This is a genomic window from Chitinophaga polysaccharea (assembly GCF_902150045.1).
Taxonomy (GTDB): Bacteria; Bacteroidota; Bacteroidia; order Chitinophagales; family Chitinophagaceae; genus Chitinophaga; species Chitinophaga polysaccharea_A.
Genome location: NZ_CABFVU010000001.1, coordinates 2531331 through 2547822, shown reverse-complemented (window position 1 = coordinate 2547822; position 16492 = coordinate 2531331). Strand labels below are relative to the sequence as shown.

The 16492-nt window shown below is 45.6% G+C and carries 11 protein-coding genes; 2 read left to right on the top strand and 9 right to left on the bottom strand.

Annotated features, from left to right (window positions below):
• Window positions 1-2 precede the first annotated feature (2 nt).
• The 5 genes from FN124_RS10365 to FN124_RS10345 all read right to left on the bottom strand — a co-directional run bounded on the left by FN124_RS10365 (window position 3) and on the right by FN124_RS10345 (window position 9805).
• Complete coding sequence (locus tag FN124_RS10365) at window positions 3-3023, bottom strand: glycoside hydrolase domain-containing protein (RefSeq protein WP_221887752.1); 3021 nt, start codon at window positions 3021-3023, stop codon at window positions 3-5.
• Between the two features lie 117 nt (window positions 3024-3140).
• Window positions 3141-4622, bottom strand: a complete 1482-nt coding sequence (locus tag FN124_RS10360) for a RagB/SusD family nutrient uptake outer membrane protein (RefSeq protein ID WP_142684655.1) — start codon at window positions 4620-4622, stop codon at window positions 3141-3143.
• A 22-nt stretch (window positions 4623-4644) separates the two neighbouring features.
• On the bottom strand, window positions 4645-7815 hold the full coding sequence (locus tag FN124_RS10355; protein WP_185937152.1) for a TonB-dependent receptor: 3171 nt from the start codon (window positions 7813-7815) through the stop codon (window positions 4645-4647).
• A gap of 242 nt (window positions 7816-8057) precedes the next feature.
• Entirely contained in the window at window positions 8058-9161 is a 1104-nt protein-coding gene (locus tag FN124_RS10350) for a FecR family protein (RefSeq protein ID WP_142684653.1), read from the bottom strand.
• A gap of 68 nt (window positions 9162-9229) precedes the next feature.
• Window positions 9230-9805, bottom strand: a complete 576-nt coding sequence (locus tag FN124_RS10345; protein WP_221887751.1) for an RNA polymerase sigma-70 factor — start codon at window positions 9803-9805, stop codon at window positions 9230-9232.
• A gap of 214 nt (window positions 9806-10019) precedes the next feature.
• On the opposite strand from FN124_RS10345, the gene FN124_RS10340 reads away from it, so the two are divergent.
• A complete protein-coding gene (locus tag FN124_RS10340; protein ID WP_142684651.1) occupies window positions 10020-11237 on the top strand; it encodes an IS4 family transposase in 1218 nt (405 codons plus the stop codon).
• Between the two features lie 74 nt (window positions 11238-11311).
• Here FN124_RS10340 and fabG read toward each other — a convergent pair whose 3' ends face one another.
• From fabG to lptB, 3 genes are read right to left on the bottom strand one after another with little or no spacing between them, the layout of a single operon-like run.
• Window positions 11312-12061 carry a 3-oxoacyl-[acyl-carrier-protein] reductase gene (gene fabG / locus FN124_RS10335; protein ID WP_142684650.1) on the bottom strand — a complete coding sequence of 250 codons (750 nt, stop codon included), beginning with the start codon at window positions 12059-12061 and terminating at the stop codon, window positions 11312-11314.
• 17 nt (window positions 12062-12078) lie between these two features.
• Window positions 12079-13611, bottom strand: coding sequence for a GH3 auxin-responsive promoter family protein (locus tag FN124_RS10330; RefSeq protein WP_142684649.1), 1533 nt, complete (start codon window positions 13609-13611; stop codon window positions 12079-12081).
• Window positions 13612-13633: 22 nt separating this feature from the next.
• Window positions 13634-14395 carry an LPS export ABC transporter ATP-binding protein gene (gene lptB, locus FN124_RS10325; RefSeq protein WP_142684648.1) on the bottom strand — a complete coding sequence of 254 codons (762 nt, stop codon included), beginning with the start codon at window positions 14393-14395 and terminating at the stop codon, window positions 13634-13636.
• Between the two features lie 170 nt (window positions 14396-14565).
• Here lptB and metF point away from each other — a divergent pair, with 170 nt between their 5' ends.
• Entirely contained in the window at window positions 14566-15519 is a 954-nt protein-coding gene (gene metF / locus FN124_RS10320; protein WP_142684647.1) for a methylenetetrahydrofolate reductase [NAD(P)H], read from the top strand.
• A 279-nt stretch (window positions 15520-15798) separates the two neighbouring features.
• Here the strand turns inward: metF and FN124_RS10315 are convergent, their stop codons facing one another.
• Window positions 15799-16464, bottom strand: coding sequence for a porin family protein (locus FN124_RS10315; protein WP_142684646.1), 666 nt, complete (start codon window positions 16462-16464; stop codon window positions 15799-15801).
• Window positions 16465-16492 lie beyond the last annotated feature (28 nt).

The following is a 16492-nucleotide window of genomic DNA, read 5'->3' as shown; positions in this document are numbered from 1 at the left end:
AGCTACTTTATTATCAGCAGCCAGCCCTTATTCTTCTCTACAGGGATATCGGCGTTTTTGCCGAATACCTGCCCCTGTTGGAAGTTCCGTATATCCGGAGCCGTTATTACTGCCCTCGCAGAGTCGATGCCCAGGGCTTTCCAGTTGATTGTAAGTTTAACAGTAGTGTTTTCCGGCGCCCAGCTGGCAAGGGATACCAGCACCGCCCCATCCTTCCGGTAAATAGTGGCCGGAACCAGGGGATTGCTGGTTTTAACCGGATTGTTTTCCACCCAGTAGCCAATCATCTTTGTTCCCTGCATTCCGAAATCGTCCCACACTTTCCAGATTGGGCGTGGATCTGAGGTAGCGGTCCACGGCATGCGGTTAGTCATACCATACACCATGCCCCGCCACTGGTTACCGCCATCCTGGAGCATTTCGCCCATCAGGCCAAATGGGATACCGCTTACTTCCGTGAGGAAGAAAGCCGGGTCATTCTTTTCATAGTCGAAATACTCACCAAACCAAAGCCGGTTCAGGTAAGGGAAATGCTCCATATAGAGCACCGCGCTGTTAATAAATCCATCAGATTTATTATACTGGTTAGCCGAGTGAAGGTCAATGATCCCCGGGTGGTTATCCTTTGTCAGCACACGTTTCACCCGCTTCATGGTAACCCTGTCAAACGCCACATCATCCAGGTAAATACCGTCTATACCCACGTTCTGTACCAGCCAGTTCATACCTTCCACATAGTAGTTATGCCAGCGGTTCATACCGCTATTGATGATAGCTGCGTCTTTAAACTCCGGTACAAACCATGCAGCGATATAATCTTTACCTACATGTTCCTGCAGCCAGGAGAAGCCGCCACCTTTACCCGGGCTGTATACCTCATGCCCCAAACTACGCAACGGGAAAGTTTCCCAGGCATGGTTGGAAAGCTCTCTTACCGTGTTATAGATCTTTACTTTCAATCCCCGCTGATGCGCTTCCGTAATATAATCCTTCATCGCTTTCCATTCAATGAACGGATAATTGATCCATGGATTAATATCATTGCCGTGATGAATGTTGACCACAGTAGCGCCGGTAGCCTTGATACTGTCGAGGTTATTGTACCTGTGATAAAAACGGGTGGACCATTGGAAATCCGTGTTAATGGGATGGAAAGGCGTGATGATCAGATGGAAATTATAATACAATACCTCTCCTTTATGCAAGGTTCTTTCACCACTGTAGCTATTTACCAGTATTGATTTTCCTTTTTCTCCTATGGTGATACCGCCTTTATCTCCATTACCCCAGGAAAGCGGCAGCAGCAAAGGTTTTTGGAGATAAAAATTTGTATTCAGCGGGCGCACATAGTTCTCATCACGCAGGTTAAACTGGATACCGGCATTCACATCGCCAATCCACGCGCCGTCCTGGTTCTTGTTTTTTACATCCCATTTCCAGTCGATCTTTTCCGGTCGCACACCGCCTTTCTGGTTGAGGCCCATCATATACTTTGCTGCCCCCTTATCGAATGGCAGGTGCATGGTGATATCCTTCAGGGCTACCTCTTCCTGTGCAGTTACTTTCACGGTGTAATCGAGAAAGCCATCAAATTCAAGTGTGGCGGTTACTTCCATTTCCAAACCGGTGGTAGTGTTCAATGCTTTCCAGCTGATTTTGCCCGGCGCCTTCTGCGTGATCTGCCAGCCATTGCTTTGCCAGTGAAGATCCTTACCTGTGGCGGCTTCAATGAAATGAAAATGTACCGGCTCCGTAAAAATATTTTTAGGCTGTGTGGACAGCGAGGTCATTTCAGGGGTAAAGAACGTCTGGATCTGGGCAGGGAAACCATCTTTGTTAATGCCTACTTTACGGCCCAGTAAACTGATTACGCTGTCTTTCAGTTCCAGCGGGGTATACGGCGCAATCACGGCATCGTCCTGTGCCAGCGTGGAGTTCAGCCATTTCAGGCGGGTTTGTTTCCATGGCTCATTAAAGCCACTGTTCACAGCCCGTTTATTCGTTACTGTTAGGGCAATCCTTACCGGCATAGCGGGCATCCCTTCCGCCCTGATGGTAGCTATCCCTTTATAAATGCCTGCTGCAGCATTTTCCGGCACATCTATCCCGCACCACATGGCCTGTACTTTCCCCGGGGGAATATCCACTTTGGCAGAAAAAGGTTTTGCATCGTAGGTGGTACCAGTGGTATTAATACAGTTGAGTTGGGCCGCAGGAATAGCTTGCCCAGTGGCTGTTTTCAGGTCTGCAAAGGAAATCTGTACATCTTTCATTTCGCGGCGGGCATAAATGCCGAGCTGAAATGCGTAGTATTCTCCTTTGTCGGCGGTACCGGAAAACGACTGGGAAGGCCCTTTCTTTATCCAGCGCTGTGGCAGGTCGTCCGTCATTTTAATGGGGAACTGCCTGTCTTCCGGGAACAACATATACCCTCCTCCGGGATGCTTCAGCAACAGCTGTTTCCGCTCCGCTTCCGTAGCAATTACTTCCATGGGGTAGAAAGTATTGAAGCTGTCGATGGCTTCCAGCTGCTTCACGATAGTGTTGGGCTTTATGCCTGCGTGGATGGATTGCAGCCAGTTATTATCAGCTGTTTGCTCCGGCGCCAGGTATACGCCTTTCGGGTAATTATCGCGGCCTTCATTTTTAGAAGGCAGGTAGTAAATATAGTAGTCGCCTTTCCCCGAGGTGGGCTCAAAGCAGATATCTCCACGCTCGCGGTTCAGTATCAGTACTTTTACATTGGTAATCTTTTGCTTCGTTTTTGTATCCTCTATAATAATGCGTTTCAATTCGGGGTGTTCATCGCGGCGACGCCAGGGTATTACTACCCGGGCTACGGAACCGCTGCCGTTAAAAGTAACTACAGCACGGTGGTTACCGAGCGAGTCGGCATTCCAGTTATTATTTCCATTGGTATACTTCAGTTCCTGGGCGAGCGCCGTAGTGAGAAAGCTGAAAGTAAATCCTGCCAGCAGCAATCCTCTCCTGAAGTTGCGGGAAACGTGGTTTGTCTGATACATGAAGGATAAAAAGATTTTAGATGTTCACCATTATAAATTTACTACTGTTGGTGTATCTTTTCCGGAATATTTTATAAATGCAAAAGCCCCGCTGAACGGAGCTTTTGCAGGATAACTTTATTGAAGCGGGTTTTGCACCAGATTAGGATCGAGCAATATTTCCTGCTCAGGAATAAAGTGTACCACCCTTGCATTTGTATAAGAAACTGTTTGCGGGTTGGTTTGTACACCCGGGTAGTTACGGTATACATTCCGGTTGTTGCGGAACAGGTCAAATACACGGTGTGTTTCAAAGGCCAGTTCCAGGCGACGCTCATCCAGCACCACATCCAGTACGGAAGCATAGCCGTGCAGGTCAGACACAGAGAACAGTGCGGCACCGTTTAAGCCCGCCCTTTTTCGGATAGTGTTCACATCATCGATGGCGGCGGCGTTGTTGTTCAGCTTCGCATTGGCTTCTGCGCGGATCAGGTACATTTCAGCCAGGCGCAGTACTACCGGTGAGCTGAGCGTAGGCACGTTATCCTGGTTGGAATATTTCAGCACATACCATTTAGGGACTCCATTACGGGAAGCCATTACTTTCTGTCCGCCGGCATTTACGGAATCCCTGCCATCGGCGCCTTTCAGGAAAACCGCCTGCACAAAGGAATTACGGACATCGCCGGGATATTTGTGCAGCAGGTCGAGGTACGACTGTGAAGCATACATTTCACCATAGCCCATACCACCCGGCGACATATAATACATAGAGCCAATAGAGGCCCAGGTACGGTCGTCCTGCAGGGTATGATGAATAGCAAAAATTGTTTCCTTGTTGCTTTCGTTGGTTTTGGTGTAGTAACCGGGAAGATCGGAAGTATTCACCAGGGTATATTGCCCTGAAGTGATCACGGAGTCGGCATAAATACGGGCAGAATCATTTCTTCCCATATAAAGATATACCCTTGCCAGTAAAGCCATAGCTCCATATTTGGTAGCATAGCTGTTGGTATTGGAGTTATCCATCAGGTCTTTTCCTTTTTTCAGATCTGCTATTATCTGCGCATATACATCTTTTACGGTGCTACGTTTAGGCATAGCAGTTATATCAAATTTTGTAACCACCGGTACGCCCAGGTTTGTTTCGGGGCTTTGTGTATAGGGCCGGCCGAAAGACCTTACCAGGCTGAAATGTACAAAGGCGCGGATGAACAGGTTTTCCCCGATCATCTTATTCACTGCATCTGATTTCCCTTCCGGCATCACTTCCAGCAGTTTGTTGCAACCATTGATTGCTTTATATCCTGCCTGCCATATCTGCAGCGCATTGGCCTGGTTGGTAAGGTGACCGTAAGTATAAGAATAGAAAAGTGCATCGGTGGTAGCGCCGCTCAGTGCTACATCGTCGCTTGGGAATTCTCCCATCTGGAAATAGTTACGCGTAAAATTCTCTTCTTTCAGTAAGGCATAATTACCTATAGTAGCCGCCGGCCATTTAGATTCATCTTTCAGGATATTATCATCCGGAACAGCGCTGTACGGGTCTTTCTTCAGCGAGCAGGAAGTTGCCACCGATAACAGCAGCAGCCCTGCAAAATATTTTGACATGTGTTTCATGATCATTTCTTTTTAGCTCCTGTTAAAAATTAATTTCAAGTCCTGCAAACCATTTGGTGCTGGATGGATACTTGATGTAGTTGATACCACGGTCATCTACTTCGGGATCCAGCCCGGAGAATTTGGTTAATGTCCACAGGTTATCACCGCCAACAGAAATCCTGGCGCTTCCAATATGCGCGCGGTCCAGCCAGGCTTTTGGCAGTGCATAGCTCAGGTTTACGTTTCTCAAACGCAGGTAGCTGCCGTCTTCCAGGAAACGGGAAGATGGTTTGTGTGAGTTCTTATTTCCTTTGATCGTATACTTTGGATGGGTAGCAACATCGCCCGGTTTCTCCCAACGGCTCCAGTCTTTATCCAGCTGCATCATGTTATAGGTATAATATGCGCCGTCATTATCCATCAGCTCACGGGTACTGTTGTACACATCATTACCCGAAACAAAAGACAGGAAGGCGCTCAGCTGGAAGTTTTTATAGGAGAAAGTATTACGCATGCCCCCGAAAAATTTGGGAGTGGCAGAACCAACTATCTGCAGGGAAGCATCGTTATAGTTGTTAGTAGTGGTTTTGCCGGTTACATCACCATTGGCATCGGTAATGAGTTTTTCCCACAGCGGATCCCCATTTGCAGGATCTACACCGGCCCATTTGCGCATATAAAAACTACGCATATCCCGGCCCTGTTGCAGGATGAAGTAGCCACTGATCGGGTCTACGATCTGGCTCTTCCCGGTATACAGTTCAGTAACCCTGTTTTTATTGAAGCCGATATTAAAATCAGTGCTCCATTTGAATGCGCCTACCAGGTTATCTGTACTCAGGTTGATTTCAAGCCCTTTGTTACGCACAGATCCAACATTCTGTGAAATATAACTGTAGCCGGCGGTAGCAGGCAATGGTACATTGAACAGGAGATCTTTGTTATCCTTCTGATATAATTCTATTGTCAGGTTAATCCGGTTAAACAATCCCAGGTCAATACCAAAGTTGGTATTGTAGGCTTTTTCCCAGGAGAGGTTTGGTACATTATACACACTCTGGTAAGCACCGGGAAAACCATTATACTGGGTGTTGATAGCATATGCCCCGATAGCTGCGTAGTCGCCTATTTCAGCATTACCGGTAGTACCGTAGCTGGCTCTTATTTTCAGGTTGGTGATGGCTTTTATCTGCTTGATAAAATTTTCTTCAGATGCCGCCCATGATGCACCAAAAGCATAGAAGTTACCATACTGCTGGTTGGCGCCGAACTTTGAAGATCCATCCCTTCTGAAGGAAGAAGTGAAGTAGTATTTATAGTTGTAGTTATAATTTGCCTGTACAAAATAGGAATTAAAAGCACGGGATATTTTTGTTCCGCCTATAGACATCGGAGAAGAAGTACCATCCAATACCTCGACTCCCTGTAATACACCTTTTCCTTTTGCATTGATATCATTCAGATTGGCTTGCTGGAATTCGGCGCCCACCAATCCGTCGATGTTATGCACCTTATTAATAGTGTACCTGGCTTTCAACAGGTTGGAACTGATGTAACTGGCAGAATCCTGGTAATAATTGTAAAGGTTTCCGCGGTCGTCGGTTCCTGAAGAAGTGCGCACATCACCGTTGCTTTCCTGGTTGTGGTGGTAATACTGCGCACGGTTGGTAGAGCTGAACGACAACCATTTTGTGATATCATACTCCAGTTTTACCAGTGCTTCGAGCGACTGCCTTTTGTTTTTAATATAGTTGTACTGTTGGTCGTACAGGAAATTGGTCATATCCCTGCCGTACCAGGTGGCGGCTGTAAGCGGGTTTATCGGTTTGCCCTGGTCGTCGTATGCCTTGTCCCAAGGTAAATTCGTGTAGTATTGGTACAGTGAGCTATTTGAATTATCGTGATCGGAAGTTTGTGTTCCGGCGAAGTTGGCGCTGATGCGGAATTTATCGGAGATGTTATGGTCCAGGTTGAGGCGGGCGCTGAAACGCTCTATCCCGGTGCCTTTCAGGATACCGTCTTCTTTATAATAGTTTCCACCGAGATAGAACTTTGTTTTTTCATTACCACCGCTGGTAGACAGTTCGTAATTCTGGTTGGTTGCATTCTGGAAGGCGAGTTTCTGCCAGTTGGTATTGATATTCCGGAGAGATGGATCCAGCGTAGCTCCTGCAGCTTTCTGCAAATCGTACAGTTCAGTTCCGTTCATCAGGTGGAAATGACCGGTGTTGAGCTGGGCAGTTCCTACGTTGGTGCGGAAGTTCACCTGTGTTTTACCGGCTTTACCTCTTTTGGTGGTGATCACCATTACGCCGTTCGCAGCGCGGGCGCCATACAGTGTGGTAGCGGCGGCATCTTTCAGGATGGTAACGCTTTCAATATCGCTGGGGTTGGGTAACCCGCCGATGATACCGTCTACCACTACCAGCGGGGAGTTGCCTGCAGTAAGGGTTCCATTACCACGGATACGGATCACAGGGGCAGAAGCCGGATCACCGGAGGTATTACCTACAAATACACCGCTCACTTTACCCTGCAGCATTTTATCCATACTGCTGGCAGTTACGTCTTTCAGTTTTGCGCCGCTTACAGCCTGCGCTGCTCCTGTAAGATTTTTGGTGGTAGTGGTAGTATATCCCATTACCACTACTTCTTCCAGTTTCTTGGTATCTGCTTCCAGCTTAACATTGAGCTCAGAGCGGCCTCCTAATGCCACTTTCTGTTGCAGGTAGCCGATATAGGAAAATACCAGCACACTGTTTTCAGAAGGCGCCTGGATGTTGAACTTACCGGTAGCATCGGTTACGGCGCCGGTGCTGGTGCCTTCTACCGTCACTGTTACTCCCGGCAACGGGTCTTTGGTAGCAGCATCTGTTACATATCCCGTTACTTTTACCTGTGCCATGCCTGCAGGGGTAATTACTACCAGGTTATTTTCCAGCACGCGGTAAGTAACATTGGAGTTGTTGAAGAGTTCCCTGAGTACTTCATTGATCTTTTTATCTTTCACATCAATGGTCACCGCTCTATTCAGATCAGTAAAGTTCTCGTTATAGAAGAAGCGATAATTGCTGCTGTTTTCGATGAGTTTAAATACTTCTTTCACGCTCTTGTTTTCAGCATGCAGTTCTTTTATTTTATCCTGCGCGTAAGCATTAGCGGATACCTGTAAAAAACCTCCGAAAATCAGCAGACCTGTCAATTTCATCATGAGCAAAAATTTTCGCCCGGGACATAAAAAAGCCCCCAGGTTTGCAGTGGATTTCATAAACTTGTATAGATTTTAGTTAAACGAATAATTACGGTGGCTGCCCGTCGCAAAGGCAGCCCACCATTCAGTGATTTTCGTTGATTGGGGTAAGTCGCATTACCCCAATTTTTTTAGTCCTTCATACCGGGCATGTAAATTGGTTTTACAGGTGATTGAATGATGGTTTTTCTACGCCCGGGCTATTACCGGCTCTTAAATGCTTTGTTATATTTTTCTTTCAGTTCTTCATCCAGCGCTAGGGTAACTACACCTCTGTCTATCTGGTATTTCAGTGGCGCTGTGAGTTTTAAGATGTTCAGTACCTGCTCCAGTGTTTCCTGGTGGAAAGTGCCACTGAAACTGTATTCCTTCAGTTCCTCTTCTTTAAACACCACCTTCACATTAAACCGGCGTTCCATTGTTACCGCCAGTTCATCCATCGTTTGGGCGGCCACTATCCAGTTGCCATCTTTCCAGGCGGTATATATTTCTGTATTGTTCACTTCCCTGCTTTCTACAGGAGCAGCTGTGGAGCTGTCTCCCCCGGATACAGGCGTTTTCAGTTGTTCACTGTTGTTTGCTGACGATGGTTTTTTATACACAACATGTTGATGTGGTTTCATCATTAGTCCGAAAGGCGTAGTGGTTTTGCTACCGTCTATCTTCACTTCCCCGTCTACCAGCGTGGTTACCACCGTTTTATCCTCCGGGTATGCTTTTACGTTGAAAGATGTGCCCAGCGCGAGTATCCTCAGATCAGAAGCTTTTACTGTAAATGGTTTCTGTGCATTGGTATGCACTTTAAAGAAAGCTTCTCCTTCCAGTTTTACTTCCCGGCCGCGAAGGTTATACGACTGTGCATATTGCAACTTACTCCCTGCATTCAGCCATACTTCTGTGCCATCAGACAATTCAATTTTGGTGGTAGCCCCTTTCGGGCTGGTCACCGTTACCAGCGCATCGCTGTTGCTGTCTTTTTTGCCGGAGGCCCAGGCATATACAAGGCCGCCGCCAATTAAAAAGGGTAATGTATAGGAGGCAGCCACGCGGAAATAGTATCTCCACTTGTTGATGGACAACGGCGCTGCCCCCGGCTGTAAACGATCCCAGGCGGCATTGGCATCGTAATTCCCTTCCTGTGCTGTTGCCTGCCATGCATCCCTGAGCTCCAGGAAATAAGCCTGGTTCTCCTCACTGGCATTGATCCAGTGTATCAGCGCCACCTGCTCCTCCGTGGAAATATTGCCGGACAAAAAACGTGCGATCAGGTCATCTGCCTGCTCCTGTGTATAATTAGACCCCATCATATAGAAAACAAGTAGTAAGACAATATTCAATCCCCTTCAGGGTGACAAGCCCGGAAAAAAAATTCAATTTATTTTAAATCCTGTTTCAAAAGGGGAAGTAATTCATCGCGCAACCTTTGCAGGGCGCGGGTCATCTGGGTTTTTACGGTGTTAATGGAAATGCCCAGGCGGCGGGAAATTTCGGGATAGCTCAATTCTTCAAATCGGCTAAGCCGGAACACGTCCTGGCATTGGGGAGGTAATTTACGGATAGCTTTCTCTGCTATCAGCTCAAGCTCTGATTGCTCCAGCTTTGCTGCCGGCGAATGAGCCGAGGTTATACTGAAAAGGGAAATGCGGGATTCAAGTTGCTGAAGCTGTTCACTGCCGTATTGTGTGCGGACTTTATTCTGTTTGATATAATTAAGACAGTTATTCTGAACAGCGCGATACAGGTATGCTTTTTCAGATACCTGTATGTCGAGCTCCGTATACTTTTCCCATATCTTCAGGAAAGTGTCCTGTACAATTTCTTCTGCCAGTTCATGTCTGTTTACAAAATCAAAGGCAAATGTACAGAGCGCGGCATAGTACTCCTTGAATAATGATTCAAAAGCTGGTAGCTGACGTTGTTTCCTGTTAATATTTTTACTTACTTCCTCCAAAATGTTCCTTCATCCACGAGATTGTTCACTGTGGTGAAAAGATACGTAAAGTAGGTTCAATAAAAAAACGCGGGTCCATGACCAGTCATGGTCGGAAGAAATACCTTCCGACCATTTTTTTTTAATATTTCTCGTAATTTCTCAACAATATATTGACAATCAATTAATTGTATTTATATAGGCATATTTTAGTGATTGATTTTTCATTTAAAATATGACAAGGTTTAAAGATCATAAAATAGGCATTAAACAGTTGCTTGGATTCATTCCAGAAGAACTTATAGCTAATTTATCTGCTACCACAAAAGTTGATCATTATGCAAAAATTCTCCATGGCAAAAAGATGTTTTATTTGTTGATGTATGGAATTCTGGAAAATGAAAAGCTTAGCCAACGAACATTAGAGGACACCTTTAATGATAGTATTTTTAAGACGCTTTTTAATCTTGATGAAGATGAAAAAGTCCGCAGAAGTTCTATTTCAGAAAGGTTGTCTAAAATAGCCCCGGATTACTTTAAGCAGATATACGAATGCATTTATGATCGGTTCGCTCAGATGTATACCCCAACTGAAAGAGAACAGTGTAATTTAATCCGTGTTGATAGCTCCATGGTCAGTGAATCTGTTGGTAAACTCATGGAAGGAATGGACAATCAAACCGGGAAGAAATCGGTTAAGTATAGCGTTGCATTTGATGGGGTTTTGCCATGCCACTTCAGTGTATTTACTACCCCCGTTTATGGTAGTGAAGATATTGCCATGCCAGAAGTGATAATGGAGCATGTAAAAAAAGAAGTTAACCATCAGAATATTTATGTACTGGACAGAGGACTGCAATCAGCCCGGACAATGAAGGCCTTCAGTGTCGACCAGGTAACCTTTATTTGCAGGGCAAAAGAGAATAGAAAGTTTGTAGAACTTGAATCTTTTATTACTGAGAAACAAGAGACCGATTTAGGTCAGTCCAATCTTCTAAAAGATTGTAGGGTGAAATTGTACGCAGGTCTTTTGGTGGATAATAAACGTGGCAATAAACATCGCAAACAGTACCTGGTAGATACTCATTTTCGCCTTGTAATTATAAAAAATAAAAAAGATGGCAAGGAATACTGGTTTATAACCAATGACTTTGAACTATCTGCCAGGGATATAGCACAAGCTTATAGGAGGCGGTGGGACATAGAAGTATTCTTCCGGTTTTTAAAACAGGAGCTGAACGTTAGCCACCTGGTTTCATTAAACAGGAATGGAATCCAGGTCATGCTGTATATGACTCTGATTGTTGCGATGATGGTATTGATGTACAAAAAAGGCAACGAGTTAGGTTATAAAACAGCCAAAAGACGACTGGCCATGGAAGTCAGGGATCTGGCAATTACTCAAATTATTGTCAAATCTGGCGGAAACCCTGATCTGTGCTTTAAAACATAAAAAATGGTCGGAAGGTATTTCTTCCGACCATGACTGGTCCATGACCCGCGTTTTAACATCTTTAACTTATTGAATTACATACACAAACCGCCACAGGTGCTGATGGTTTGCCCTGTTACATAGCTGCTCATATCGGAAGCCAGGAACAGGCAAACATTGGCAATATCTTCCGGTGAACCGAAGCGGGCCAGTGGAATCTGGGCAATATAATTGGCCGCGCCCTCTCCTTCTTTGAGGTAGCTGGTCATATCTGTTTCTACAAAGCCTGGCGCCACTGCATTACAGCGGATATTTCGGCTACCCAGCTCCTGTGCAATAGATTTGGTGAACCCAATGATGCCTGCTTTAGAAGCTGCATAACTGCTTTGTCCGGCATTGCCCATGATACCGATCACGGAGCTCATATTAATGATACTGCCGCTCTTAGCCTTCATCATAGGGCGTATTACCTGTTTGGTCATGTTATACACGCTCTTCAGGTTGATATTCATTACATCATCCCACTGATCAGGGCTCATACGCAGCAGCAGGTTATCTTTTGAGATACCTGCATTATTCACACAAATATCAATTTTACCGAATTCTTTCAATACATCTGCCACCAGCGATTCCGTTTCCTCATACACGCCTGCATTGGATTTATAAGCTTTTGCCTTTACTCCCAGAGCAATGAGCTTTGCTTCCAGTGTCTGGGCTTTTTCATCGGAGCTAACATATGTAAATGCTACATCTGCTCCCTGTGCTGCAAATTTCAAAGCAATTGCTTCCCCGATACCACGGCTGGCGCCTGTTACTATGGCTACTTTGTTCTCCAGTAATTTCATGTTATAGTTGATAGGTTTTAAGCATTCATATGATTTGCCGCAAATTGCTGGATTTCTTCCAGGTATTTACGGTCGTTGTTCAGCCGGGGCACTTTATGTTGCCCACCCAGCTTGCCTTTGCTTTTCAGGAACTCGCAAAAGGTTCCCTGTGGCATTACATGCATTACCGGCATATGCAAGGCAATATCCTTGTATCTTTTGGCCTCATAGTCTGAATTGATGGATTTCAGTGTGCTGTCCAGCACTGAAACAAAGCGGTTCAGGTCATCCGGCGCCACTTCAAATTCAATCAGCCATTCATGTCCGCCGTTACCATGATCGCTGAAATAAACGGGAGCTGCGGTATAATCATTTACCACGGCGCCTGTAGCCTCGCAGGCTTTGGCTATAGCAGTATCTGAATTTTCCACGATCACTTCTTCCCCGAAAGCATTAATAAAAGACTTTGTTCTGCCGCTGATCTTAATGCGGTAAGGGATCAGGGAAGTAAACTGTATGGTATCTCCTACCATATAGCGCCATAAGCCGCCATTGGTGCTGATGACCAACGCATAGTTTTTTCCCAGTTCCACTTCCTGTAATTGCAGGGTTTGCGGATTTTCTTTATTCAGCTCTTCCATTGGCATGAACTCATAGAAGATGCCGTGGTTGAGAAACAGGAGTAGCCCTTCTTCTCCTATTACGTCCTGGGCAGCAAAGAAGCCTTCGGATGCGTTGTAGGTTTCCTGGTAATGCATTAAAGGATTGCGTATCAGCTTTTTAAACTGTTCGCGGTAAGGGGTGAAGCTTACACCGCCATGCATATAAAGCTCCAGGTTGGGCCATACATCGGCCAGGTTATCTGTGCCGGTGAGCTCAAAAATCCGTTTGATCAGCACAATGGTCCAGGTAGGTACCCCTGCAATAGAGGTAACATTTTCATGGATCACGGCGTTGGCCATCCGTTCTATTTTCTCTTCCCATTCGTCCATCAGCGCTATTTCCAGATCTGGTGTGCGGATCATATTGCCGTAAAACGGCATATTCTGGAGCATTACAGCGCTCAGATCGCCGAAATAGGAATCACTGTTTTCCGAGAGCTTATTCACCTGGTGGCTGCCGCCTATAACCAGGGATTTCCCTGTAAATACGTCAGAGTCCGGGAAATTATTGTAATAAAGGGAGATAACATCCCTGCCGGAGCGGTAGTGGCATTCATCCAGGCTTTCTACCGTAACGGGGATAAATTTGCTTTTATCTGCCGTGGTACCACTGGATTTTGCAAACCATTTGATAGGCGTATTCCAGAGTACATTCTGCTGGCCCTCCATCGTGCGTTGTATATATGGCTTGATGGTATCATAGGTATGAATAGGCACCTGCTGTTTATACTCGTCTATCTTATAAATCTTTGAAAAGCCGTACTGCTTACCGAATTCGGTATACTGGGCCGCACTGATAAGGTTTTGGAATACCTGCTGCTGCACCTGCACGGGATACTGCATAAAATACGCAATACGCCCCATTCGCAATCTTGCCAGTTGTGATATTGCAGGACTTAAAATTCTCATATAGGATGCTGTAGAATTATTTTTATTGTTTAGCTGCTTCGTCCAGGTAATCTTTACGGCGAAGAATAAAATTCTGGCCAAGATACACTTTTCTTACCTGTTCATCGGCAGCCAGCTCTTCGGCTGATCCTGATTTCAGGATTTTACCTTCAAACAATAAATAAGCCCGGTCAGTAATGGACAATGTTTCCTGTACGTTATGGTCTGTGATCAGGATGCCTATATTTTTGTATTTCAGTTTGGCTACGATCCCCTGGATATCTTCTACGGCAATAGGGTCTATACCGGCAAAAGGCTCATCCAGCAAGATAAATTTAGGATCTACGGCAAGTGCCCTGGCAATTTCTGTACGGCGGCGTTCCCCTCCGCTCAATACATCCCCGGGGCTTTTACGTACATGGGTAAGCCGGAACTCCGACAGAAGGCTTTCCAGTTTGTCTTTCTGCTCTGCCTTCTTCAATTTTGTCATTTCCAGTACAGCAGCAATATTGTCTTCCACGCTCAGTTTCCGGAATACGGACGCCTCCTGGGGCAAATAGCCAATACCCATCTGCGCCCGTTTGTACATCGGCAGCTTGGTAATGTTCTGGCCATCCAGGTACACATTGCCTTCATCGGGCTTAATAAGGCCTACTACCATGTAGAAGGAGGTGGTTTTACCCGCTCCGTTAGGGCCCAGCAGCCCTACAATCTCCCCCTGGGACACTTCCACAGATACATGGTTTACCACCGTTCTGTTGCCGTAACGCTTTACCAGCTGGTCTGTATGTATTCTTAATGCCATATGATCAAACTTAGCAAAAATAAACAATTCATCCAGTTAGCCTAGTTATAGTTATCCTAAGATTAAAAATGATCTGATAATGATAAGGGGATATCTTATTTTTGCCGGCGTAATTTTAGCAGGAAGGCTGGCTCTATAATCCAGCCGCCGTCCGCAAAGCTTATAACTTTATGAAAGTAACTGAACATATTGCCAAGGCCAAAGACACCCTGATTTCTTTTGAAATCCTCCCTCCGCTTAAAGGAAAGAGTATTGAGTCTATCTATGATCACCTGGATCCGCTGATGGAATTCAAGCCTGCGTTCATTAATGTGACCTACCATCGCAGTGAACATATGTTCAAGAAAAAGGCAGACGGATCCTTTGAAAAGGTGGAAATCCGCAAACGCCCCGGTACAGTAGGCATTTGCGCCGCCATTATGAACCATTACAACGTAGATGCGGTTCCACACCTCATTTGCGGCGGTTTTAGCCGGGAAGAAACAGAAAATGCGCTGATAGACCTTAATTTCCTGGGGATAGATAATGTACTGGTTTTACGTGGAGACGCCCCTAAAAATGAAACTTTCTTTGAACCTGATCCGCACGGGCACAGCTATGCCATTGAATTGCTGGACCAGGTGGCCCATATGAATAACGGTGTTTACCTGGAAGACGATCTGCAAAGCGGTGTAAAAACCAATTTTTGTATCGGCGTAGCCGGCTACCCGGAAAAACACTTTGAAGCACCCAATATGCAAACGGACCTCGCACACCTGAAACGCAAGGTGGAGAACGGGGCCGATTATATTGTTACACAGATGTTCTTCGACAACCAGAAGTTCTTTGACTTTGTAAACAAGTGCCGTGAAATGGGGATCACAGTGCCCATTATCCCGGGATTGAAGCCAATAACCTCCAGGAAGCAAATGACCATGCTGCCGCGTATTTTTCATGTAGACCTTCCTACGGATTTGTCCACAGAGATCATGAAATGCAAAACAGACAAGGATGTGGAGCTGGTGGGCACAGAATGGCTCATTGCACAGTCAAAAGAACTGAAAGCTTTCGGCGTGCCGGTGCTCCATTATTATACCCTGGGTAAACCTAAAGTAGTGCGCCAGGCTGTAGAAGCAATTATGTAGTTTATCCTAGCTCCTTATAAAAGCAGAAGGGAAGGACAAAAGTCTTTCCCTTTTTTGCTGTCTTTCATATAAAAAAAATGCCATCACGTAGATACGTAGTGGCATATCCCTATAACTGTCACACTTTTAATTATAACTGTCCAATGATCGAGGCCATCTTCCGATGGCATCTTTCGCTAATAAGACGCGGCAAACAGAAATGACCCCTATGATCTTTTAAAAAAAATAAAAAAGACTGCCATAGGAGGCAGTCTTCTGGAAAGTCCGGTTGGAATGAGATTAATTCCTGGGAAACAAATACCCGAAAGAAATACGGAAGCTGCGGTTCAGTGCTTCTGAATTATCGCGCGTGGTTACATTTATGAAACCTAAGGAGTAACCCGCGGTAAGCAGAAACCCTGGCGTAAACTCATAGCCAACCAGGAAGTTGGCAGAAACATCCACAGGGTTGGCATGAAGCTCCTTTGTATCCCCGGTAACCGCTTCACCGTCGAACTTTATCCTTTCCGTTTTTTCTTTAGTACCATTGTCGATATAAGTAGCCTTTCCGCCAATACCATAAGCCAGCGCCGGACCAAACCCCGCTACTATCTTACCCGGACCCAGTGTTTTCTTAAACAGGAAATTAACAGGCAGTTCCAGGTAGTTGTACCTGAACTTGGTTATATAGTACCAGTTACCCGTTTCCGCCTGCGGACGGGTTCTGTACCCGGCAACGCTGTAAAACAATGCGGGTTGTACTGCAAACCATTTGGCCAGGGGAATGTCTGCTAAAACACCTGCGTGGAATGCAGGCAGCATAAATTCGTTCCGGTCCGGAACATCAACAGGGTCTGTCAGTTTCACAGTGGCGCCGCTAAAGCCGGCCTTCAATCCAAATCTTATTTGTGCTGTTGCTATTTGAACAGACAGCAGGGTTACAACAATCAGAATATTTTTTCTCATGCTTTTTTTTAATAAAACCAATCCTGTT